Origin of the sequence: Pararhodobacter oceanensis (assembly GCF_003076755.1) — a bacterium.
GTDB classification, from domain to species: domain Bacteria; phylum Pseudomonadota; class Alphaproteobacteria; order Rhodobacterales; family Rhodobacteraceae; genus Pararhodobacter; species Pararhodobacter oceanensis.
Window position 1 is genome coordinate 637,228 of sequence record NZ_QDKM01000001.1, and the last position, 20,062, is coordinate 657,289.

Sequence of the window (20,062 nt, forward strand, 5' to 3'; positions counted from 1 at the left end):
ATCCATGCCAACAAAATCTCCTCAAGGTCCAAGCCGCCCCAAGGTGCGCCTCTATGTAGAACAGGCGCTTGCCCAAGGGCAACCAATTGCCGTGTCGCAATCGCAGGCGCATTATCTGGGCAATGTCATGCGGCTGGGCGCGGGTGACATGGTGGCGCTGTTTGACGGGGTGAACGGCGAATGGAGCGCCGAGATCACCCAATTGGGCAAACGCGGCGGCACCCTGACCTGTGCGGCACAGACCGCGCCGCAGATGATGCCCCCCGACCTCTGGCTGCTCTTCGCGCCGATCAAGAAAACCCGCACCGATTTCATCGTCGAGAAAGCCGTTGAACTCGGCGCCGCGCGCATCCTGCCGGTGCAAACCCGTTTCACCAACGCCGAACGCATCCGTCGCGACCGCCTGCAGGCCCATGCCGTGGAAGCCGCCGAGCAATCGGGCGGCACCTATGTGCCCGAAGTTGCCGATCTGACCCCGCTCGCCAAACTCCTCGCCACATGGCCGCAAGACCGCGCGCTCTGGTGGGCCGACGAAAGCCTCGCCGGACGCCCCGCCATCGAGCCCGCTCCCGCCCCCGCCGCAGTGCTCATCGGCCCCGAAGGCGGGTTTTCCGACGCCGAACGCGCCCAAATCGCCGCCCTCCCATTCGTGCGCCGTCTCAGCCTCGGCCCGCGCATCCTGCGCGCCGATACCGCCGCGGTCTCCGCGCTCACCCTCTGGCAAGCGCAGCACGGGGATTGGCAATGAGGCAAGGCGCTCAACCCACAGGTGCCCGATGCTAGATTTCATCCGCCCCGAAGCCCGCGCCCATCTGCGCCGCTGGTCGGAAACCCTGCTTGCGCTCGGCGTCGTCACCCTCGGCCTCTATTGGGGCTGGCGCAGTTTTGGCGTGTTGCAATGGATCGGCTGGGCCATCGCCGCCCTCGGCGCGGCGCTTCTATGGAGCGCGGTCCAACGCGCCCGTTTCACCGCCCGCGGCCAAGGTCCGGGCGTGGTGCAGATCATCGAGGGCGAAATCCGCTTTTACGGCCCGCGCGGCGGCGGCTATTGCGCGATTGACGCGATCTGCGCGTTGAGCCTGAGCGCCGATGGCGGCTATTGGCTGATCGAGGCCGAGGGCGGCGAGATCCTCGTCATCCCCCGCGCCGCCAAGGGCGCCGAGGCGCTGTTTGACGTCTTTGCCCGCCTGCCCGGCCTTGATATGGAGCATCTCTTGCGGGTAGTCGCCCAAGAGGACACGCCGCGCGCGCGGATCATCTGGCGTCGCGGAACCCCCAACCTGTTGAGTTGACCCCAACCTGTTGAGTTGACCCCAACCTGTTGAGTTGACCCCGACCTGTTGAGTTGACCGCTGCCTCTTGACTTGACCGCAGCAGAACGACACCTGTGACATTGACCTAGATAAACGATCGGAGCCTCACCCCATGTCTATTCCCCAATCCGGCGGCGGCCCGATCGAGAATCGCGATCAACTGGTTGAATATCTGTCGATCGGCTCGAAACCCGTCGAGGACTGGCGGATCGGCACCGAGCACGAGAAATTCGGCTATTGCAAGGACACCCAAGTCCCGCTGCCCTATGAGGGCGAGCGTTCGATTCTGGCGGTGCTGGAGGGTCTGCGCGACCGCTACAACTGGGATCCGGTGCTCGAGGCCGGCAAGCTGATCGGCCTGACCCGCGACGGCGCCAATGTCAGCCTTGAGCCGGGCGGGCAGCTAGAACTCTCCGGCGCACCTCTGGAGACCATCCACCAGACCTGCGACGAGGTGAACGAACATCTGCGCGAGGTGAAATCCATCGCCGATGAGGTCGGCGTCGGGTTTATCGGGCTGGGTGCAGCGCCGATCTGGTCGCATGACGACATGCCCTTGATGCCCAAAGGCCGCTACAAGCTGATGGACGGCTATATGCAAAAGGTCGGCACCCACGGGCGGCAGATGATGCGCCGCACCTGCACGGTGCAGGTGAACCTCGATTTCGGCTCCGAGGCGGATATGGTGAAAAAACTGCGCGTGGCACTGGCGCTGCAGCCCGTCGCCACCGCGCTGTTTGCCAATTCGCCCTTCTTCGAGAATAAGGTTAACGGCCATAAATCCTGGCGCTCACGCGTCTGGCGCGACCTTGATCCGGCGCGCACCGGCACCCTGCCGTTTGTCTTTGATCAGGGCTTCGGGTTTGAGCAATATGTCGATTACGCGCTCGATGTGCCGATGTATTTCGTCTACCGCGACGGCAAATATATCGACGCTTTGGGCCAGTCGTTCCGCGATTTCTTGCAGGGCAAACTCCCCGCCCTGCCCGGTGAAATCCCCACGCTCAGCGATTGGGCCGATCATCTGACCACGATTTTCCCCGAAGCGCGGCTGAAACAGTTCATCGAGATGCGTGGCGCCGATGGCGGCCAATGGCGCCGTCTTTGTGCCCTGCCCGGCCTCTGGGTTGGTCTGCTCTATGATCAAAGCGCGCTTGATGCCGCTTGGGATCTGGCCAAGGATTGGGATCTGGAAACCCGCGACGAGATGCGCGTCGCCGCCAGCGTCGACGGTCTCGCCGCCCGCACCAACGGCATCTATATGCGCGAGCTGGCCAATGAGGTGCTCAACATCGCCGACGCCGGTCTGCGCGCCCGCGCCCGCCCCGGCTCGGGCGGTTTGGTGCCTGACGAGACCCATTTCCTCAACGCCCTGCGCGACAGTATCGAGACCGGCCAAACCCCGGCTGATGAATTGCTCGAGCATTACCACGGCGATTGGAACGGCGATATCTCGCGGGTCTACGACGAATACAGCTATTGAGAAAACGGGCGCCTGCGGGCGCCCTTTTGCTTCCGTCTCCAACTGCCTGCGCGGACTCAAGGCGAAGCCGCCGCGCATCGCCAGACCGCCCCCCGGGCTGGCGATTTGGTGATGTATGCGCGCCGTTCATCCGTTGGATGTGGTCCGCACCATAAAGCGCCCCGTTCCGCCCTTAGGTCGCCACCCCGCGGTCTGGCGCTGCGCTCTCACCCATTAAAAAAGGCGCCCGAGGGCGCCCTTTCCTTAACCTGCCTTGGCGCGGAATTCGCGGCGCAGGAACTCGGGCACATGATCGCCCATCCCCACCACCGGCTCGTCGCGGCCACGGCCACGGCCCCGCCCGCGCTGCTTGTCATCGCGCGCTTGCTCCGGCTTATCGTCCCGCTTCTCGCGGCGCTCCGACCTGCGGCCCTCGGATTTACGGCTATCATTCGAACGCCCATCATTCTGGCGCCCCTCATTAGCGCGCCCCTCGCCCTTCGGCGCCTCAGCCACAGCCTCTGCCTCAACCTCAGCCACCGGAGCCGCAGCTTCGACCTCGGCCTCTTTCTTGCGACCACGGCGCGGCTTGCCGTCATCCGAGCGCGGCTTGCGCACCCGCACCCGCTTGCCCGTGGTTTCCCCGGCACCCGCATCAGCCGCCGCAGCCGAATCAGCCCCATCAGCAGCAGCCGCAGACGCCATCCCGATCGCCGCCAGATCCCCGCGCGGCAATTCACGCTGCAACAGATGCTCGATCGCGGCGATATATTTCTCGTCCGAGGGCGTCGAAATGGTGAACGCCTTGCCCAACCGCCCGGCACGTCCGGTGCGGCCAATCCGGTGCACATAATCCTCGGCATGGCTCGGCACATCAAAGTTGAACACATGGCTCACCGCCGGAATATCCAGCCCCCGCGCCGCCACATCCGAGGCCACCAGCAAGCGCACCGAACCATCGCGGAACCCGTCCAGCGTCCGCGTGCGCACCGATTGATCCAGATCACCGTGGATCGGCGAGGCATCAAACTTGTGCTTTTTCAGCGACTTCGCCACCGTATCCACGTCAATCTTGCGGTTGCAGAAGATGATCGCATTGGTGCAGGCCTCGCCCTCATCCTCGATCAGCTTGCGCAACACCGCACGCTTCTCGCTGAACACACGGTCCTTGCGGCTCGGCTTCACCTCATAGAGCGCCTGGGTGATGGTCTCGGCCGTCGTCGCCTGCCGCGCCACTTCCACACGCACCGGATTCGAGAGGAACATATTGGTGATCCGCTCGATCTCGGGCGCCATCGTGGCGCTGAAAAACAGCGTCTGGCGGGTGAAGGGCGTCAGTTGGAAAATCCGTTCGATATCGGGGATGAACCCCATGTCCAGCATCCGGTCGGCCTCATCGACGATCATCACTTCGACGCCGGTTAACAACAGCTTGCCGCGCTCGAAATGGTCCAGCAGACGGCCCGGCGTGGCGATCAGCACATCGACACCGCGGTCGATCAGCTTGTCTTGCTCGCCAAAAGACACGCCGCCGATCAGCAGCGCTTTGGTCAGCTTGGTATATTTCGCATAGGTGTCGAAATTCTCCGCCACCTGCGCGGCCAATTCGCGGGTCGGGGCCAGCACAAGGCTGCGCGGCATCCGGGCGCGGGCCCGTCCACGCGCCAGACGCGTGATCAAGGGCAGGGTGAACGAGGCGGTCTTGCCGGTGCCGGTCTGGGCAATCCCCAAAACATCGCGTCCGGTCAGGGCTTCGGGAATCGCCTGCTGCTGGATCGGTGTCGGGGTTTCATAGCCGGCTTCTTCGACGGCCTTAAGGACCTTGGGGTCCAGTGAGAGGTCTGAAAATTTTGTCATGTGCGTCCGTATGTTGCGGCATCGGGCCGCAATTCCACCATGGGACGACAATCTTCGCGCCCCGTCATCTTTCGAATTGGCCCGAACCAAGAGTCCAGAGCCGATGGGGCGCCCTAACGCAATTGCGCTGCAGGGTCAATGAAAGCGTGCAAATTCAGTCGGATTACGGCGGAAATGTGTCGAAATCGACCCCCGCGCCTTGGTTAATCCTTAATTAACCATTCTTTCGCCTCATCTCGTTCAAATACCCGACGCAATCGGGCCGCATACAAGCCTATATCGAGCGAACTCCGCGAAGGACTGTTAACCATGAACGCCCGCGTAACCATCAATGCCCATGACTTTGACGCCGCCAGCGCGGCCGAGGCTCCGTATATGTTGCACACCCCTGTTCACAACGCTCTGCCCGCTCCGGCCCAATTCGACGCCGTCGCGCAGCTGATCAAAACCGTCCTCAATGTTCCCGCCGTCTCGGTCGCGCTGCACGGCGCGCCGGCCAATGCGGAAAACGGGGTCTACCGCTCGTTTCTGGAAATTCCCTTGATTAACAACAACGAAGTCGTCGGCTCCCTGCGCGCGCTTGACACCGAAGAGCGGAAATTCAGCGACCGGGACTGCGAATTGCTCGAAGGCTTCGCCAAGCTGGTCGTCGACCAGATGGAGCTTTGGGCCGAGGCCAGCCGCGATGTGCTGACCGGCACGATGACCCGCCGCGCCTTTCTCGACACGCTGCGCAAGAGCTTTGCCGCGCGCAGCCGCTCGCAGACCAAGGCAACGCTGGTGCTCTTCGATCTCGATCACTTCAAGATGGTTAATGACACCTGGGGCCACGCCGCCGGCGACGCGGTGCTGAAAACCGTCGCCCGCACCGTGCAGCGCGAGTTGCGCGTCGAGGACAGCTTTGGCCGCGTCGGTGGCGAGGAATTCGCCATATTGATCGCCAATGCCGATGCCGCTGCCGCCACGGTGATCGCCGAGCGGGTGCGCAAAGCCATCGCCCGCGCCAGTATCCCCGGCCATCCGCAAATCAAGATCACCGCCAGCTTTGGTGTCGCCGAGGCGACCAATGCGGTGCTCGACGCCGACGACTGGTCCGAGCGCGCCGACGCCCAGCTTTACGCCGCCAAAGACAATGGCCGCGACCGCGTCAACACCGAGGCCGCCGCCTCCCCGCGCGTGGCAATGGTCAACTAACCGCGACCGGGCAGCCCCCGCACCAAACCCCATTCGACCATGACGCCGCCCCATCCGGGCGGCGTTTTGCCTGCCGGGCATCAGAAAACTTCACGTATTTAACGGCTACTTTTCAATACCTTAACAACTCTCTTCAACTTTTCTTGCAAAAAGAATTGAACCAAACAGCGGGTTCGCGCGTCTTATCTACATAACGCCAACACGCTGCCTGATAAGCCCCATGTTTCGCCCGCCCCCCTGCCAAGCGACGCCATCCAGCCAAGCAACGAAAGGACACTGCAATGCCCCGGACCGCCCTTGCCCTCGCTGCGACCGCCATGTTCCTGCTCAACGGCTCGATGGCCTCGGCGACGATGCCCGCCGTCGCCAGTTGCAGCGATCCGCAGTCGGTCTGTGTGATTTCCCTGCGCATGATGGCCCCGCCGCCTGCCCGCCCCGCCACGCTGATGGCGCAGCAAGATGGCGCCCGGGCGCAGCTCGTCCTCGCCACCTATTGACCGTGATCCACTAACCAGAAATTCACCCCGCAAGCCCTTTTGATCAAATTATTTCCCCAAAATCCTTTTCCCCACGTTCCTGTCCCTGTTGCGTAGCAAGTTCCGGTTTTTCACCATCCCTCCCAGACTATAAACCGGCATCCTCGGGTGCCGGTTCTTTTTTGCCCCAAACCGCCGCCAGACCCGCCGGCAACCCCACGCCGCAGTGGACAGGGCGCCGCATCTGGGCTAGAGGCGCAAAATGCTGGACAATCGCCCCACCCTTCCGCCCGAAATCGCCCGCCGCCGGACCTTCGCGATCATCGCGCATCCGGACGCGGGTAAAACCACGCTCACCGAGAAGTTCCTGCTGTTTGGCGGGGCGATCCAGATGGCCGGACAGGTGCGCGCCAAGGGCGAGGCGCGGCGCACGCGCTCGGACTTCATGCAGATGGAGAAGGACCGCGGGATTTCGGTTTCCGCCTCGGCGATGTCGTTCGATTTCGACAGCTACCGCTTCAATCTGGTGGACACGCCCGGCCACTCGGATTTCTCAGAAGACACCTACCGCACGCTGACCGCGGTTGACGCCGCAATCATGGTGATTGACGGCGCCAAAGGTGTGGAAAGCCAGACCCAAAAGCTGTTCGAAGTCTGCCGGATGCGCGACCTGCCGATCCTGACATTCTGTAACAAAATGGACCGCGAAGCCCGCGATACATTTGATATCATTGACGAAATTCAGGAAAACCTCGCCATTGACGTGACCCCTGCCTCCTGGCCCATCGGTCATGGGCGCGACTTTCTGGGCTGTTACGACATGATCCACGACCGGCTCGAATTGATGAGCCGCGCCGACCGCAATATCGTCGGCGAAAGCGTCCGGCTGAACGGGCTCGATGATCCGAAACTCGCCGATCATATCCCCGCCGCGATGCTTGAGAAGCTGCGCGAAGATATCGAGATGGCCCGCGAATTGCTGCCCAAATTTGACCAGCAGGCGATCTCCGAGGGCACGCTCTCGCCGATCTGGTTCGGCTCGGCGATCAACTCTTTCGGGGTGCAGGAATTGATGCGCGGGATGGCCGATTACGGCCCGCAGCCGCAGCCGCTCAAGACCGACGCCCGCCAGATTGATCCAGCCGAGAAAAAAGTCACCGGCTTCGTGTTCAAAGTGCAGGCCAATATGGACCCCAAGCACCGCGACCGGGTGGCGTTTTTGCGCCTTGCCTCGGGACATTTCAAACGCGGGATGAAATTGCTGCATGTGCGCGCTGGCAAGCCGATGTCGGTGAGCAATCCGGTGCTGTTTCTCGCCTCGGACCGCGAATTGACCGAAGAGGCCTGGGCCGGCGATATCATCGGCATTCCCAACCACGGGCAATTGCGCATCGGCGACACGCTGACCGAAGGCGAGGCGATCCGCTTCTCCGGCATCCCCTCCTTCGCGCCGGAACTTCTGCAGACCTGCCGCGCCAATGACCCGCTGAAGTCAAAACATCTGGAAAAAGCGCTGATGCAATTCGCCGAAGAGGGCGCCGCGAAAGTGTTCAAACCGGCCATTGGCTCGGGGTTCATCGTCGGCGTGGTCGGCGCGCTGCAATTCGAGGTTCTGGCCTCGCGAATCGAGCAGGAATACGGGCTGCCGGTGCGCTTCGAGCCCTCGCAGTTCACCTCGGCACGCTGGTTGGCGGGCGATAAAACCGCGGTGGACAAGGTGGTTAACACCAACAAACAGCATATCGCCACCGACCACGACGGCGATCTGGTGTTCCTCACCCGCCTGCAATGGGACATCGACCGGATCGAGCGTGACAACGACGGTGTCACGCTGACCGCGACCAAGGAAATGATGGTCTGAGGCACGGTGCGTGCCCAGCACACACCCTACATCGCGCCCGGATTTCCACCCCGTAGGGTGTGTGTTTCGCGCGCACCTTAACAGCGGTGGCTGGGACGGCATCACTCGACCCGCAGGCCGCTGCACCGACCAAATCTCATGACATACCCCCTTCGCCCGGCTCTACCGCCGGGCCGCGCGCGACCCTCCCCCCGGGAGGGCGCACTGGCGATGTCGGGTGCATAGGAAATGTCATGCCTGCTTTTGAGTGCGGCGCCTCGCGGGAAAGTCAGTCGCGCCCACCCGGGCTCTGGCGCGTCCCTATACCCGCTTGCACCAAGCGCATCATTCCCCTTGCAAAGCACCGGATTTCGCCGCAACTCTATCCGGCAGGCATCGCACCGGAGACACTCCGGCCAAAACCCCTGCTGCTTGTCGAAAGCCATCGCCCGAGCGCGACACGCCCGGCTCCCCTGACTTTCCCCCAGCAACCGAACAACCGAGCAACGGACCGATGGGCACCCGCCCAGCGGAGGTTCAGCAATGGAGACGACAATGGGTAAAGGCGACAGTAAGCGCAGCAATAAAGAAGCCAAAAAGCCGAATAAGGCGGCGCCCAAGGTGCTGGCCACGGCGAATTTCAACGCCGGTAAGGAGACCACCATCGGCGGCAAAAAGGTCAAATGACCCCTAGGGTGCGCCCACAACGCGCACCCTAAGCCATCGCCCATCCGCGCCTATCACCCAACCGCCCCACAACCCGCGCCGCCCCCTCATCTGTCCAAAAATATCCTGGGGGTGAGGCCGCAGGCCGAGGGGGCAAAGCCCCCTTACCCCAACCAACCCCCTCGCCCGGCGGACACGCCGGGCCGCGCCCGATCCTCCCCCCCGGGAGGGCGCATCGGCGATGGTGGTCGTCGCTCATGCGACATCACTGCTTTTGAGCACAACGCATTGTGGCAACGCTGCACGCGCCCACCCAGGCTCGGGCGCGTCCCTCGCACCCATCGCCGTCATCAAGCGCTAAGCCATTAAAATCGCGGGAAAACCCGTTTCAAACCAACCTACTCACCTCAACCGCCGCCTTCACAAAGCTGGCGAACAAAGGATGCGGGGCGAAGGGTTTGGATTTCAGCTCGGGGTGGAACTGCACGCCGATGAACCACGGGTGGCCCTGATGCTCGACGATCTCGGGCAGCTTGCCATCGGGTGACATCCCCGAGAATAACAGCCCCTTTTCCTCCAGCGCTTCGCGGTAAGTCAGATCGACCTCATAGCGGTGGCGGTGGCGCTCTTCAATGCGGGTGGTGCCGTAGACCTCGGCGACCTTCGAGCCCTCGCTCAGCACCGCGTCATAGGCGCCCAGACGCATGGTACCACCCTTGTCGTCGCCAACCTTGCGCTCGACCAGATGGTTGCCCTGCACCCATTCCTTGAGGTGATAGACAATCGGCGTAAACCGCCTGCCGCCCGCTTCATGGTCGAATTCCTCGGAGCCCGCATCGGCGATCCCGGCCAGATTGCGCGCCGCCTCGATCACCGCCATCTGCATGCCCAGACAAATCCCCAGATAGGGGATTTTCTTTTCGCGTGCCCATTGTGCGGCGCGGATCTTACCCTCGGTGCCGCGTTCGCCAAAGCCGCCGGGCACGAGGATCGCATGCAGCCCTTCCAGCATCGGCGAGGGATCCTCGGTCTCGAACACCTCGGAGTCCAGCCACTCGATCTTGACCTTCACCCGATTCGCCATGCCGCCATGGGTCAGCGCCTCGGCGATGGACTTATAGGCGTCCTCAAGCTGGGTGTATTTGCCGATGATCGCAATCCGCACCTCGCCCTCATTGGCGTGGGTCAGACGGTCCATCACATCCTCCCAGCGGGTCAGATTGGGCCGCGGCGCGGGGTTGATCCCGAAAGCATCGAGCACCGCCTGATCCAGCCCCGCCTGATGATAGGCCAGAGGCGCGCCGTAGATCGTCTTGAGGTCATAGGCGGGAATGACGGCATCGCGGCGCACATTGCAAAACAGCGCGATTTTCTCGCGTTCCTTCTCGGGGATCTGCTGCTCCGAGCGGCAGACCAGAACATCCGGCGCCAGACCGATGGATTGCAATTCCTTGACCGAATGCTGCGTCGGCTTGGTCTTTAATTCACCCGAGGCGGTCAGATAGGGCAGCAGCGTCAGATGCATCAGGATGCATTCCCCGCGCGGCTGCTCCTGGATGAACTGGCGGATCGCTTCAAAGAAGGGCAGCGCCTCGATATCGCCAACGGTGCCGCCGATCTCGCAGAGCATGAAATCGACCTCGTCTTCGCCGGTGCGCAGGAAGTCCTTGATTTCATTGGTGACATGCGGGATCACCTGAATCGTTTTGCCCAGATAATCGCCGCGCCGCTCTTTTTCCAACACATTGGTATAGATCCGCCCCGAGGAAATCGAATCCGTTTTCCGTGCCGGCACGCCGGTGAAACGCTCGTAATGGCCCAGATCAAGGTCAGTCTCGGCGCCGTCATCGGTGACAAACACCTCGCCATGTTCAAACGGCGACATCGTGCCGGGATCGACGTTCAGATAGGGGTCCAGCTTGCGCAGCCGCACGGTAAAGCCGCGGGCCTGCAACAATGCGCCCAGCGCCGCCGAAGCCAGCCCCTTGCCCAAGCTCGAGACCACCCCGCCGGTGATAAATACGTAGCGCGCCATGCCGGAAAACCCCCGTGTTTGTCGCTGTCACATACAGCGGTTCACGGGATGCGAGCTATAGCTCAATCCCGCAGGTTCCGCAATACGGACGCAACATGCTCTGCGTTCACGGGGCCAATATCGTCAAATATCGGACCCCGACTTTTCAATGTTAAATCAGTCCTGCCGCGGTGGCAGCAGCGGGCTGTCGCCAGCGGGCGGCAGCTGCACATCGGGCAGCGGCACGCTGGGCGTCGCCGTGTCCGAGGTGGCGGGCGCAGTGCCCAGCCGGTCGAGAACCGAGGATTCCGAGCTCATCGAGGCGCCGATCACCGTCAGGGCAATCGAGGTGCAGATGAACGCAATCGCAAAACCCCAGGTCAATTTGGCCAATCCGGTCAGCGGCGGACGCCCTGCCTGCGGGCCCATACCGCCACCAATGCCCAAGCCGCCACCCTCGGAGCGCTGCAACAGCACCACGCCAATCAGCGAGAGCGCCAATAGAAGGTGAATAACGAGGACAACATTCTGCATGGGACGGCCTTTGAAACGGTTCGGGACTATCTATGCGGTGGCGTTCAGGGGTGCAAGCCCTTGGGTCAGGGGATTTGCCCGCGATTTACGCTCGTTTTGCCCGCGATCAGCCCGCAGGCGCGGTTTTCCCCCGCAAACACGGGTTTATGCGGCGCTAAACTTGGCCGCATGCAGCGGGTGCGCGCACCTGCCCCCGGCTCAGGTCCAAGCCCCCGCGTGGCAAGCGAATCCAGCAGGCGCACCCTCAAACGCCAAGCCGCGCCGCCCTAAATGCCCCGCTTAGCCCTCATCGACATCGTCAATATCCACCTGCCCGCTGATTCGCCGCCGCAAGATCGACCACGACAGCCCGATCCCCAGCACCAAAGACGCCAGCAATATCCCCAGCCATTGGTTGACCTCGGAATTGCCGCTCTCCAGCCAGCCCCAATCGACCAGCACCCAGATCAGCGCCGCAAACACCGCGATCACCAGCGCCATGCCAATCGGCCCGATCGAACGCAAGGTCGCGCGCAGATAGATGATATAGACCACCAAGAGCACCAATCCGCCCAGAAGTGTCAGCGGCATCTGGCTTTCGTAGTTCTCCAGCGCCCAGCGGCTGTAGTTCCATTCACTCGGGTTCCAAGTGGCGGCCAAAAGGACAAAGGCGATCAGCCAGCGGATCACAAAGGACATCGGGCACTCCTTACCAACTCTATATCCCTTCAAACCAAGCCAGACCCCGCCTGTCCAGCACACAATCGCGCGCCTCTTTCCGCCTTTGCAGCCTCCTTTCACCGGCCCCTGCGTCAAACTGCAGCCAAAAGAGGAGTTTCACAGCCGCGCAGAGACCGCTATAGAGCGCATGGTTTGAACCAATGCAGGATCTAGCAATATGGCCAATGTGGTTGTCGTGGGCGCTCAATGGGGCGACGAAGGCAAGGGCAAGATTGTCGACTGGCTCTCGGAGCGCGCGGATGTCATCGCGCGGTTTCAGGGCGGTCATAACGCGGGCCATACGCTGGTCATCGACGGCGAGGTGTTCAAACTGAACGCGCTGCCCTCGGGCGTGGTGCGCGGCGGCAAATTGTCGGTGATCGGCAATGGTGTCGTGCTTGATCCTTGGCATTTGATCAAAGAAATCACCGCCATCCGCCAGCAGGGTGTCACCATCACCCCCGAGACGCTGATGATCGCCGAGAACACGCCGCTGATCCTGCCGATCCACGGTGAGTTGGACCGCGCCCGTGAAGAAGCCGCCAGCAAGGGCACCAAGATCGGCACCACCGGTCGCGGCATTGGCCCCTGCTATGAAGATAAAGTCGGCCGCCGCGCCATTCGCGTCGCCGATCTCGCCGATAAGGCCACGCTCGAAGCCCGCGTTGACCGCGCGCTGCAGCACCATGACCCCTTGCGCAAGGGGCTCGGCATTGCCCCCGTGGACCGCGACGCGCTGGTCGCCGCGCTTTTGGAGATCGCGCCGCAGATCCTCGAATACGCCGGTCCGGTGTGGAAGGTGATGAACGAAAAGCGCCGCGCCGGTAAGCGTATCCTGTTTGAAGGCGCGCAGGGCGCTTTGCTGGATATCGACTTTGGCACCTATCCTTTCGTGACCTCCTCGAATGTGATCGCCGGTCAGGCCGCCACCGGTGTCGGTGTTGGCCCCGGGGCGATTGATTTCGTGCTTGGCATCGTCAAAGCCTATACCACCCGCGTCGGCGAAGGCCCCTTCCCGACCGAACTGGCTGACGCCGATGGCCAGCGTCTGGGCGAGCGTGGCCGCGAATTCGGCACCGTCACCGGTCGCCAGCGCCGCTGCGGCTGGTTCGACGCGGTGCTGGTGCGCCAGACCTGCGCCACCTCGGGGGTCAACGGCATCTCCTTGACCAAACTTGATGTGCTCGACGGTTTCGAGACGCTGAAAATCTGCACCGGCTATGAGCTGGACGGCGAGCGTCTCGACTATCTGCCGATTGCCGCCGATCTTCAGGCGCGCTGCACGCCGATCTATGAGGAAATGCCCGGCTGGTCGGAATCGACCGAAGGCGCGCGCTCGTGGAACGAACTGCCGGCCAATGCGGTGAAATATGTGCGCCGGATCGAGGAATTGATTCAATGCCCCGTGGCGATGCTCTCGACCAGCCCCGAGCGTGACGACACCATCCTCGTCACCGATCCCTTCGAGGATTAAGCGCGCATGGCCCTGTCGCATAAAGCCCGCAAACGCTGGACCCTGCTCGCGCTCTGCGTCGGCATGCCGCTCTATATCGTCGCTGCGGTGACGCTGGTCGGCTGGCTGCCGCGCATGCATGTGCTGGTGGAACTGCTGCTCTATGTGGTGCTGGGCATCGTGTGGATCTTCCCCCTCAAACCCCTGATCCGCGGCGTCGGCAAACCCGACCCCGAAGCAGAGGTTGAGGAGTAACCCCCCAAACGGCGCCACCTCAGGCGCCGTTTTTCATCGCAGATTACACCTCCAACGCCCCCCCACGCCCCGCCCCCTCATCTGTCCATAAATATCCCGGGGGTGAGGCCACAGGCCGAGGGGGCAGCGCCCCCTACTTCTAGCGTGGTGACCACAAACATCACACGAAGGGCCGCGCCCGACCCGGGGTGCCCCGTGCCAGACAGGTGATCGGTTGTGGCCACCCAACCTGGAGATGACTGTTATAGAAGTGAGCTTAATGCAAAGCACAAAGGGCCGCGCCCGACCCTGGGTGGGCGTTCCAAAGCCATGAACGAAGCATGGCACCCGAAAGCATTCATGGCGGTTGCGCAGCGAAAAACATCGCCAAGGCGCCCTCCCGGGGGGAGGGTCGGGCGCGGCCCGGGGTGACCCCGTGCCAGACGGCTGATCAGAGGTGTTCCCCTATACCGACGCTACCGGTTCAACGCACCGCACACCCGCCGCCAGCCCAGCGCCTTAACTATACCGTTTCCAGGTTTCCATCTCGATCGCCATCCGGGTTTGCAGGGCGGAAATCTCGGTCTGGATCGCCCGCCGCTCGTCGGGGTCGGTCGCCGCCGCCAGCCGCGCCTGCGCCTCGGCGATCTTCGCCCGCATCGCGCCAAAGGGCGTCATCGCGCCGCTCTCGGCGAAGGTATGGGCGAAGGGATCGGTGTTCAGACGGCTGCTCTCGATCGGCTTGCCGGCCCCCGGCAGATCATCCAGATCGCCATTGCTCTGCGCGTGCTTGAACGCCCTATCAAGGATCGATTCGAACATCTCCACATCCCCTTGCTTGCCACAAATCGCACGGCCAACACCGTCCCCCTCTAGCTAGGAAACCCGCCGTTGAATTGCAACGCGGCATACCCTCCACCGCGCGAAACCGCGCCGAGGCCGAAGCCCCGAGGCTTGCACAGGCCCGCCCAATACGGGACACTGCAGCATGACAGCGCCCAAGGACCACGACGCCTATATCGCCGCCGCGCCCGAGCCGCTGCGCCCGCTTCTGGCCGACCTGCGCGCGCAGCTTGCCAGAACCCTGCCCGACGCCGAAGAGATCATCGCCTATAACATGCCCGGTTTCGGCTTTGGCAAAACCGTCATCGCGGGCTATGCGGCGTTCAGCAAGCAATGCGGTCTCTACCTGTCCAATGCCGCGATTGCCGCCCATGCCGATGAGATTGCCGCCAGCGGGCTCAAGGCAACCAAGACCGGCGTGACCTTCTCACCCGCCAAGCCGATCCCGGATGCCCTTGTCGCTAAACTCGCGCTGTCGAGCCGCAAGGCGCTGGGTCTCTAACCCCCTCAGCCCCCATGCAAAAACGGCGCCCCGAGAGGCGCCGTTCTGCGGGCCCCAACCCATATTCACATCAGGCCGATTGTTTGAACGCCCGCGCCTGTTCGCCGAACTCCGAATCACTCGCCAGTTGGAACTGGCCGCGGCGCGCGCGCAGGATCGTGCCTTCGCGCATCAACAGCCCGAAGGTGCGCAGCATATTCTCGCGGCTGCGGGTGATCGGCAGCGCCGTCGAGGCGACCAGCCGCATCACCTGCGGGCGGGTGAATTCGGCGACACCGTCTATATGGGTGACATAGGCGGCGGCGGCTTCGGTCAGCTCGGCCAGCGTGGTCAGGTTCAGCGGCGTGGCGAAATCCTCGAACCCGCGACCGGCGGCGGCGGCGGGGGCCGGCGCGTCCTCGTCGTAAAGTTCCTCCATCGCCAGCGCACCGGTGTTGATCCGGCGCGGGCGCACGATCTCGACGACCTCGGGCCGGTCGATGCGCTGCTCGGAGACCAGCACCAAGGGCGGTTGGGCATTGCGCGGGCGCGCGGTGCGATGGGCGCTGGGGCGCGTCGGACGCACCGGCTGGCCATTGTCAGCGGCGGCCTCGCTGCCACGCGGGCGCACGCTTTGCTCGAGATCGGCGCGGTAGCGGGCAATCTCGCGTTCCTCTTCCTCTTGCAGGCTGCGCGGACCGCTGGCCTCCTCTTCGGCGCGGGTCGCAACCACGGCGGCCTTGAGATGCGAGATCGTTGACTGGCGGCGCTGCGCCTCGGCGGTCGAGAGCTCCGAATCAGCCTGCGAATTCAGCCGGTCAACCGAGGCATCCGCCGCCTCGTCGCGCAGCATCGCGCGGCGGCGGCGCTCGGCGTGGCGCATCACTTCCGCGTCACGCTCGACGGCGGTGAGTTCGGCCAGCAATTCCGCCTCTTCATCACCGGGCAATCCGGTATCGCCCAGCGCCTGCGCGACACGGGCCTGCAAAGCGGCCTCGTCGATGGGCGCCGGCTCTTGGTCCATGTCATCCGCGGCAGGGCCCTCGGCCTCGCTTGGCGCAGCCTCATAAGCGGGCGCCTCATCGTCATACTCTGCGCGATACTCGGCATGATCCTCTGCGGTATCATCCTGTTCCGCATCATCCTGTTCCGCATCATCGCGGGCCACATCCCCGCGCGTCGGATGCGCCGTCACGGTCTGCGCCACGGCAGCCTGCACCTCGGCCTCTGGCGTATGCGGAACCGTCACCGCATCGGAGGCTTCGCTATCCTCATCGGCCAGTTCATCGGCCAATTCATCCTCGGAATAGGCCGCCATCGCCGCGCGCACCGAATCTGCAGCGGTCTGATCCGCTGCAGACTGATCCGCCCCCGATTGATCCGCTGCCGCTTCCGGCCGCGGCTGCATGGCCCGCGTCGCCGCCAGAGCCGCAGCCCCCGCGATCCCTGCCGAGACCGCCGCCAAAGCCGCGCTGTCGCTATCGGTATCGGTCTCTGTCTCGGTTGCCGTCGCCTGCTGTGGCGCCGGTGGCCGCACCACGACCACCCGCCGGTTGGGCCGGTCCTGCGTGGCAAACGGCGCGGGCTCAGGCGCAGCCGCCTCGGCCTCGGCCCGGATCCGCGCCTCAACCTCCGCCCGCTCCGCTGCCAAACGCTCCGCCTCAGCCCTTTCGGCTTCCTCCGCCGCCAGACGCTCAGCCTCAACCCGCGCAGCTTCCTCAGCCGCCAGACGCTCAGCCTCAGCCCGCTCGGCCTCTTCTGCCGCCAAACGCTCGGCTTCAGCACGCTCGGCCTCTTCCGCCGCCAGACGCTCAGTTTCCGCGCGCTCAGCTTCCTCAGCAGCCAGACGCTCCGCCTCAGCCCGCTCGGCCTCTTCAGCCGCCAGACGCTCAGCCTCCGCCCGTTCGGCTTCCTCAGCCGCCAAACGCTCCGCTTCCGCCCGCGCAGCTTCCTCAGCCGCCAGTCGCTCAGCCTCAGCCCGCTCAGCTTCCTCAGCCGCCAGTCGCACCGCCTCGGCCCGCGCAGCTTCCTCAGCCGCCAGCCTCTCCGCCTCAGCCCGCTCAGCCTCCTCAGCCGCCAGTCGCTCAGCCTCCGCCCGTTCGGCCTCTTCCGCCGCCAGACGCTCTGCCTCAGCCCGCTCGGCTTCTTCCGCCGCCAGACGCTCGGCTTCCGCGCGCTCAGCCTCTTCAGCCGCCAGACGCTCGGCTTCGGCGATCTCCGCATCTTCGGCGGCCTGTCGCGCCGCTTCGGCGCGTTCCGCCTCAGCCACCGCCAGACGCTCGGCCTCCGCTTCAGTCGCTGCAGCCTCCGCCGCTTCAGCCTCTGCCTCTTCGGCCCGCGTCTCTTCGGCCTCCGCCGCTTCGGTCTCCGCCTCTACGGCCTGCTCATCGGTGTCGCTGATGCTGTTACCGGCAGGGCTCAAGACCTCCGCCGACAGCCGGTCATCGCTGGCCGCAATCTCCTCGTCCTCGGCCTCGTCAAAGGCGCGCACCTGTGCCACGGCGGCGCGGATACGCTGCAATTTCGCGGTGATCCCCGAAAGTTCGGGCCCGTCGATGCTGCTCACCGGCGTGTCACCGGCGCTATCGGTCAGCGGCGAGGCCGCCATCGCCGCCTGCACCCGCGCGCCGACATCCAGCGGCGCCAGCGGCGCGGCAGGGTCAGCGGAATCAGCAGAAGCACCGGCATGATCTGCAGGCGTATCTTGGGGAGCCGGATCTTGAGCAACAGATTCGGGCGTGTCAGCTGCTTGAGCAGCAGGGTCAACGGCAGGTTCCGGCAGCACAGGCTCTTGCGCAGTCTGGGGGGACACCTCCTGCGCGTGATCCTCTGTCTGATTTTGGGGGGCCTGATTTTGGGGCGCCTCACCTTGGGGCGCCGCCTGCGCAGCACCCGCCATACCGGCAGCCGCATCAACTCCGGCGTCTCCTTCGGCCCCGATTTGTGGCCGCAGAATCACCCCGTTGTCCTGAATCTTCGCTTCCACCCGGCGCTTGATCTCGCGCTCGGCAATCCGGTGCAGCATCTCGGCATCCGGCGTCGGTGGTTCGGCCCCGAAATAACGGTCCTCGGCAGCAAGATCACGGAAATACTCCGCGATCGCCTTCATCGTGCTGAACGGTTCGTCAAACCCTTCCAACGTGCAGGAAAAAGTGCCGTAAGACACCGTCAGTATTTTGCTCGGACCGACCATAACGTTTACGTCCCCTCATGCTACTCGTGCTCGACACTGTCAGGTTCAGGGTGCGCTTGTATGAAAACTGCAAGGTATTTGTTTGATAGGATTGTGGCCAACCTTGCAACTCACTGCCTCAATTGACAGATAAACCATATGTCAGCGCATTACGCAAAAACAGATGGGATCACGCTGGTCGGCGGAGGCAGCCTCGACGCGGCAACGCTGGCGCGGGCGCTGGACCATGCGCCGAATCTGGTGGCGGCAGACGGCGGCGGTGATCTGGCGCTGGCTCTGGGCTATACGCCGGATCTGGTGATCGGCGATTTCGACAGCCTCACGGACGCAGGCCGCGCCACCCTCGGCGAGGCGCGGCTGTTGGAAGTGCCGCAGCAAGACAACACCGATTTCGACAAGGCGCTCGCGGCGATCGACGCGCCGGTGATCCTTGCGGTGGGGTTTTCCGGCGGGCGACTTGATCACACGCTGGCGGCGATGAACGCTTTGGCGCGCAACAAAAACCGCCGGATCATCATCGACACCGGCGAGGATCTCTGCCTGCTGCTGCCCCCCGAACTGACCCTGACCCTGCACCAAGGCACCCGCGTCTCGCTGTTCCCGCTCGGCCCCGTGGCCTGCACCTCACAGGGGCTGGAATGGCCAACCCACGGCCTGCCCTTCACCCCGCTCGGCCAGATCGGCACCTCGAACGCCGCCTCGGGCGGGCAAGTCACCCTGCGCTGCGACGCCCCCGCGATGCTGCTCCTGATCCCCGAGACCGAGCTGGCAAACCTGCTTAACTCACTGCCTGCCGCGCCGCTCTGGCCAGATGCCGCTCGCGGGCAATGATATAGAGCCCCGAGCCGGTGATCACCATAATCCCCGCCCAGCTCAGCAGGTTCGGCCAGTCGCCAAAGAACAGATAGCCAAATAGAACCGCGGTCACGATCTCCAGATAATGCAGCGGTGCCAGCGTCGCCGAGGGCGCATAGCGCAGCGCATAGGTGATCGCCATATGCGCGACCGAGGCCGCCAAGCCGACGCAGAACAGCTGCAGCCAGACCACCCCCTCGGGGTTGCTCAGTGCCAGCACTTCGACCTCACCCAGCGCGCCCAACGCCAGAACCGGTGCGAATAACAGCACCCCGATCCAGGCGGTGTGAAATTGCATCGGCTCGGGGTCAACCTCGCGCGCAATCCGCCGCGTGACCAGCATATAGAGCGCGAAAAACAGCGCCGTGCCCAAGGGGAACAGCGCCACCGCGCCAAATTCGGCGAAATTCGGCTGGATCACCAGCAAGGCGCCGACAAAGCCGACCACCGCCGCCGCAATCCGCCGTGGCCCGACCAGATCGCCGAACAGCACCGCGCCCAGCGCCAGAATGATGAAGGGTTCGACAAAGGCAATCGCCAGCGCATCGGCCACCGGCATCACCTGTAGCGCGCTGACAAAGGTAAAGGTCGAGCCCAGCAGCAGCGCCGCCCGCAGCGCCAGCCAGCCGAGTTGGCGCAGGGTCAAACGCACATTGCGCCGCAGCACCAGCAATACCGGCACCATCAGAAGCGCCTGCACCACCATCCGCGCCAAAGTCACCTGCCCGACACTGACCGATTGCGCGGCAAATTTCGCCGCCACATCAATCAGCGGCGCCAAGGCGCAAAACGCCACCATCATCGCAATGCCCAAGGGCACGCGGTCTTCACGCGCGACCAGCACCGGCTGGCTGGGGCGTCTGGCGGGATGGGCCATGGGAACCTCGTTTCTTTACCTGTGAAACTATTAGCCGCGAGGCAGAGCTTTCACAAGCTGCCCCCCAAAGC

18 protein-coding genes are annotated in these 20,062 nt (G+C 63.8%); 11 read left to right on the top strand and 7 right to left on the bottom strand.

Annotation, left to right across the window (positions count from 1 at the left end):
• The first annotated feature begins 4 nt into the window (after positions 1 to 4).
• The 3 genes from DDE20_RS02810 to DDE20_RS02820 all read left to right on the top strand — a co-directional run bounded on the left by DDE20_RS02810 (position 5) and on the right by DDE20_RS02820 (position 2,796).
• Positions 5 to 748, top strand: a complete 744-nt coding sequence (locus tag DDE20_RS02810) for a 16S rRNA (uracil(1498)-N(3))-methyltransferase (RefSeq protein WP_116556905.1) — start codon at positions 5 to 7, stop codon at positions 746 to 748.
• A gap of 28 nt (positions 749 to 776) precedes the next feature.
• Positions 777 to 1,292, top strand: a complete 516-nt coding sequence (locus tag DDE20_RS02815) for a hypothetical protein (protein WP_116556906.1) — start codon at positions 777 to 779, stop codon at positions 1,290 to 1,292.
• Positions 1,293 to 1,425: 133 nt separating this feature from the next.
• Entirely contained in the window at positions 1,426 to 2,796 is a 1,371-nt protein-coding gene (locus DDE20_RS02820; RefSeq protein WP_116556907.1) for a glutamate--cysteine ligase, read from the top strand.
• A 243-nt stretch (positions 2,797 to 3,039) separates the two neighbouring features.
• Here the strand turns inward: DDE20_RS02820 and DDE20_RS02825 are convergent, their stop codons facing one another.
• Entirely contained in the window at positions 3,040 to 4,632 is a 1,593-nt protein-coding gene (locus tag DDE20_RS02825; protein ID WP_116556908.1) for a DEAD/DEAH box helicase, read from the bottom strand.
• 309 nt (positions 4,633 to 4,941) lie between these two features.
• Here DDE20_RS02825 and DDE20_RS02830 point away from each other — a divergent pair, with 309 nt between their 5' ends.
• The 4 genes from DDE20_RS02830 to DDE20_RS19315 all read left to right on the top strand — a co-directional run bounded on the left by DDE20_RS02830 (position 4,942) and on the right by DDE20_RS19315 (position 8,829).
• Entirely contained in the window at positions 4,942 to 5,826 is an 885-nt protein-coding gene (locus DDE20_RS02830; RefSeq protein WP_116556909.1) for a sensor domain-containing diguanylate cyclase, read from the top strand.
• Between the two features lie 281 nt (positions 5,827 to 6,107).
• A complete protein-coding gene (locus tag DDE20_RS02835; protein WP_116556910.1) occupies positions 6,108 to 6,323 on the top strand; it encodes a hypothetical protein in 216 nt (71 codons plus the stop codon).
• 241 nt (positions 6,324 to 6,564) lie between these two features.
• The gene (locus DDE20_RS02840) at positions 6,565 to 8,163 is read left to right on the top strand and encodes a peptide chain release factor 3 (RefSeq protein WP_205961604.1); all 1,599 of its coding nucleotides are present in this window, start codon (positions 6,565 to 6,567) and stop codon (positions 8,161 to 8,163) included.
• Positions 8,164 to 8,697: 534 nt separating this feature from the next.
• Positions 8,698 to 8,829, top strand: a complete 132-nt coding sequence (locus DDE20_RS19315) for a hypothetical protein (RefSeq protein WP_276308517.1) — start codon at positions 8,698 to 8,700, stop codon at positions 8,827 to 8,829.
• Positions 8,830 to 9,196: 367 nt separating this feature from the next.
• Here the strand turns inward: DDE20_RS19315 and DDE20_RS02845 are convergent, their stop codons facing one another.
• The 3 genes from DDE20_RS02845 to DDE20_RS02855 form a co-directional block, all read right to left on the bottom strand.
• Positions 9,197 to 10,843 (bottom strand): CTP synthase, encoded by a 1,647-nt coding sequence (locus tag DDE20_RS02845; protein WP_116556911.1) that lies wholly within the window; start codon positions 10,841 to 10,843, stop codon positions 9,197 to 9,199.
• A gap of 156 nt (positions 10,844 to 10,999) precedes the next feature.
• The gene (gene secG, locus DDE20_RS02850) at positions 11,000 to 11,356 is read right to left on the bottom strand and encodes a preprotein translocase subunit SecG (protein WP_116556912.1); all 357 of its coding nucleotides are present in this window, start codon (positions 11,354 to 11,356) and stop codon (positions 11,000 to 11,002) included.
• A gap of 279 nt (positions 11,357 to 11,635) precedes the next feature.
• Positions 11,636 to 12,034 (bottom strand): DUF6524 family protein, encoded by a 399-nt coding sequence (locus DDE20_RS02855; RefSeq protein WP_116556913.1) that lies wholly within the window; start codon positions 12,032 to 12,034, stop codon positions 11,636 to 11,638.
• Positions 12,035 to 12,233: 199 nt separating this feature from the next.
• On the opposite strand from DDE20_RS02855, the gene DDE20_RS02860 reads away from it, so the two are divergent.
• Both DDE20_RS02860 and DDE20_RS02865 read left to right on the top strand, forming a co-directional pair.
• Positions 12,234 to 13,529, top strand: a complete 1,296-nt coding sequence (locus tag DDE20_RS02860; RefSeq protein ID WP_116556914.1) for an adenylosuccinate synthase — start codon at positions 12,234 to 12,236, stop codon at positions 13,527 to 13,529.
• A 6-nt stretch (positions 13,530 to 13,535) separates the two neighbouring features.
• Positions 13,536 to 13,763 carry a DUF2842 domain-containing protein gene (locus DDE20_RS02865; RefSeq protein ID WP_116556915.1) on the top strand — a complete coding sequence of 76 codons (228 nt, stop codon included), beginning with the start codon at positions 13,536 to 13,538 and terminating at the stop codon, positions 13,761 to 13,763.
• Between the two features lie 498 nt (positions 13,764 to 14,261).
• Here the strand turns inward: DDE20_RS02865 and DDE20_RS02870 are convergent, their stop codons facing one another.
• Positions 14,262 to 14,564, bottom strand: a complete 303-nt coding sequence (locus DDE20_RS02870; RefSeq protein ID WP_116556916.1) for a DnaJ family domain-containing protein — start codon at positions 14,562 to 14,564, stop codon at positions 14,262 to 14,264.
• Between the two features lie 166 nt (positions 14,565 to 14,730).
• On the opposite strand from DDE20_RS02870, the gene DDE20_RS02875 reads away from it, so the two are divergent.
• Positions 14,731 to 15,087: an iron chaperone gene (locus tag DDE20_RS02875; protein ID WP_116556917.1), complete on the top strand. Its 357-nt coding sequence runs from the start codon at positions 14,731 to 14,733 to the stop codon at positions 15,085 to 15,087.
• A gap of 70 nt (positions 15,088 to 15,157) precedes the next feature.
• On the opposite strand, the gene DDE20_RS19100 is transcribed toward DDE20_RS02875, so the two are convergent.
• The gene (locus DDE20_RS19100) at positions 15,158 to 18,259 is read right to left on the bottom strand and encodes a hypothetical protein (protein ID WP_205961605.1); all 3,102 of its coding nucleotides are present in this window, start codon (positions 18,257 to 18,259) and stop codon (positions 15,158 to 15,160) included.
• Between the two features lie 138 nt (positions 18,260 to 18,397).
• On the opposite strand from DDE20_RS19100, the gene DDE20_RS02885 reads away from it, so the two are divergent.
• Positions 18,398 to 19,090, top strand: coding sequence for a thiamine diphosphokinase (locus tag DDE20_RS02885; protein ID WP_116556918.1), 693 nt, complete (start codon positions 18,398 to 18,400; stop codon positions 19,088 to 19,090).
• On the opposite strand, the gene DDE20_RS02890 is transcribed toward DDE20_RS02885, so the two are convergent.
• The gene (locus DDE20_RS02890; protein ID WP_116557236.1) at positions 19,038 to 19,955 is read right to left on the bottom strand and encodes a DMT family transporter; all 918 of its coding nucleotides are present in this window, start codon (positions 19,953 to 19,955) and stop codon (positions 19,038 to 19,040) included. The two genes, DDE20_RS02885 and DDE20_RS02890, sit on opposite strands and share 53 nt — an antisense overlap.
• Positions 19,956 to 20,062 lie beyond the last annotated feature (107 nt).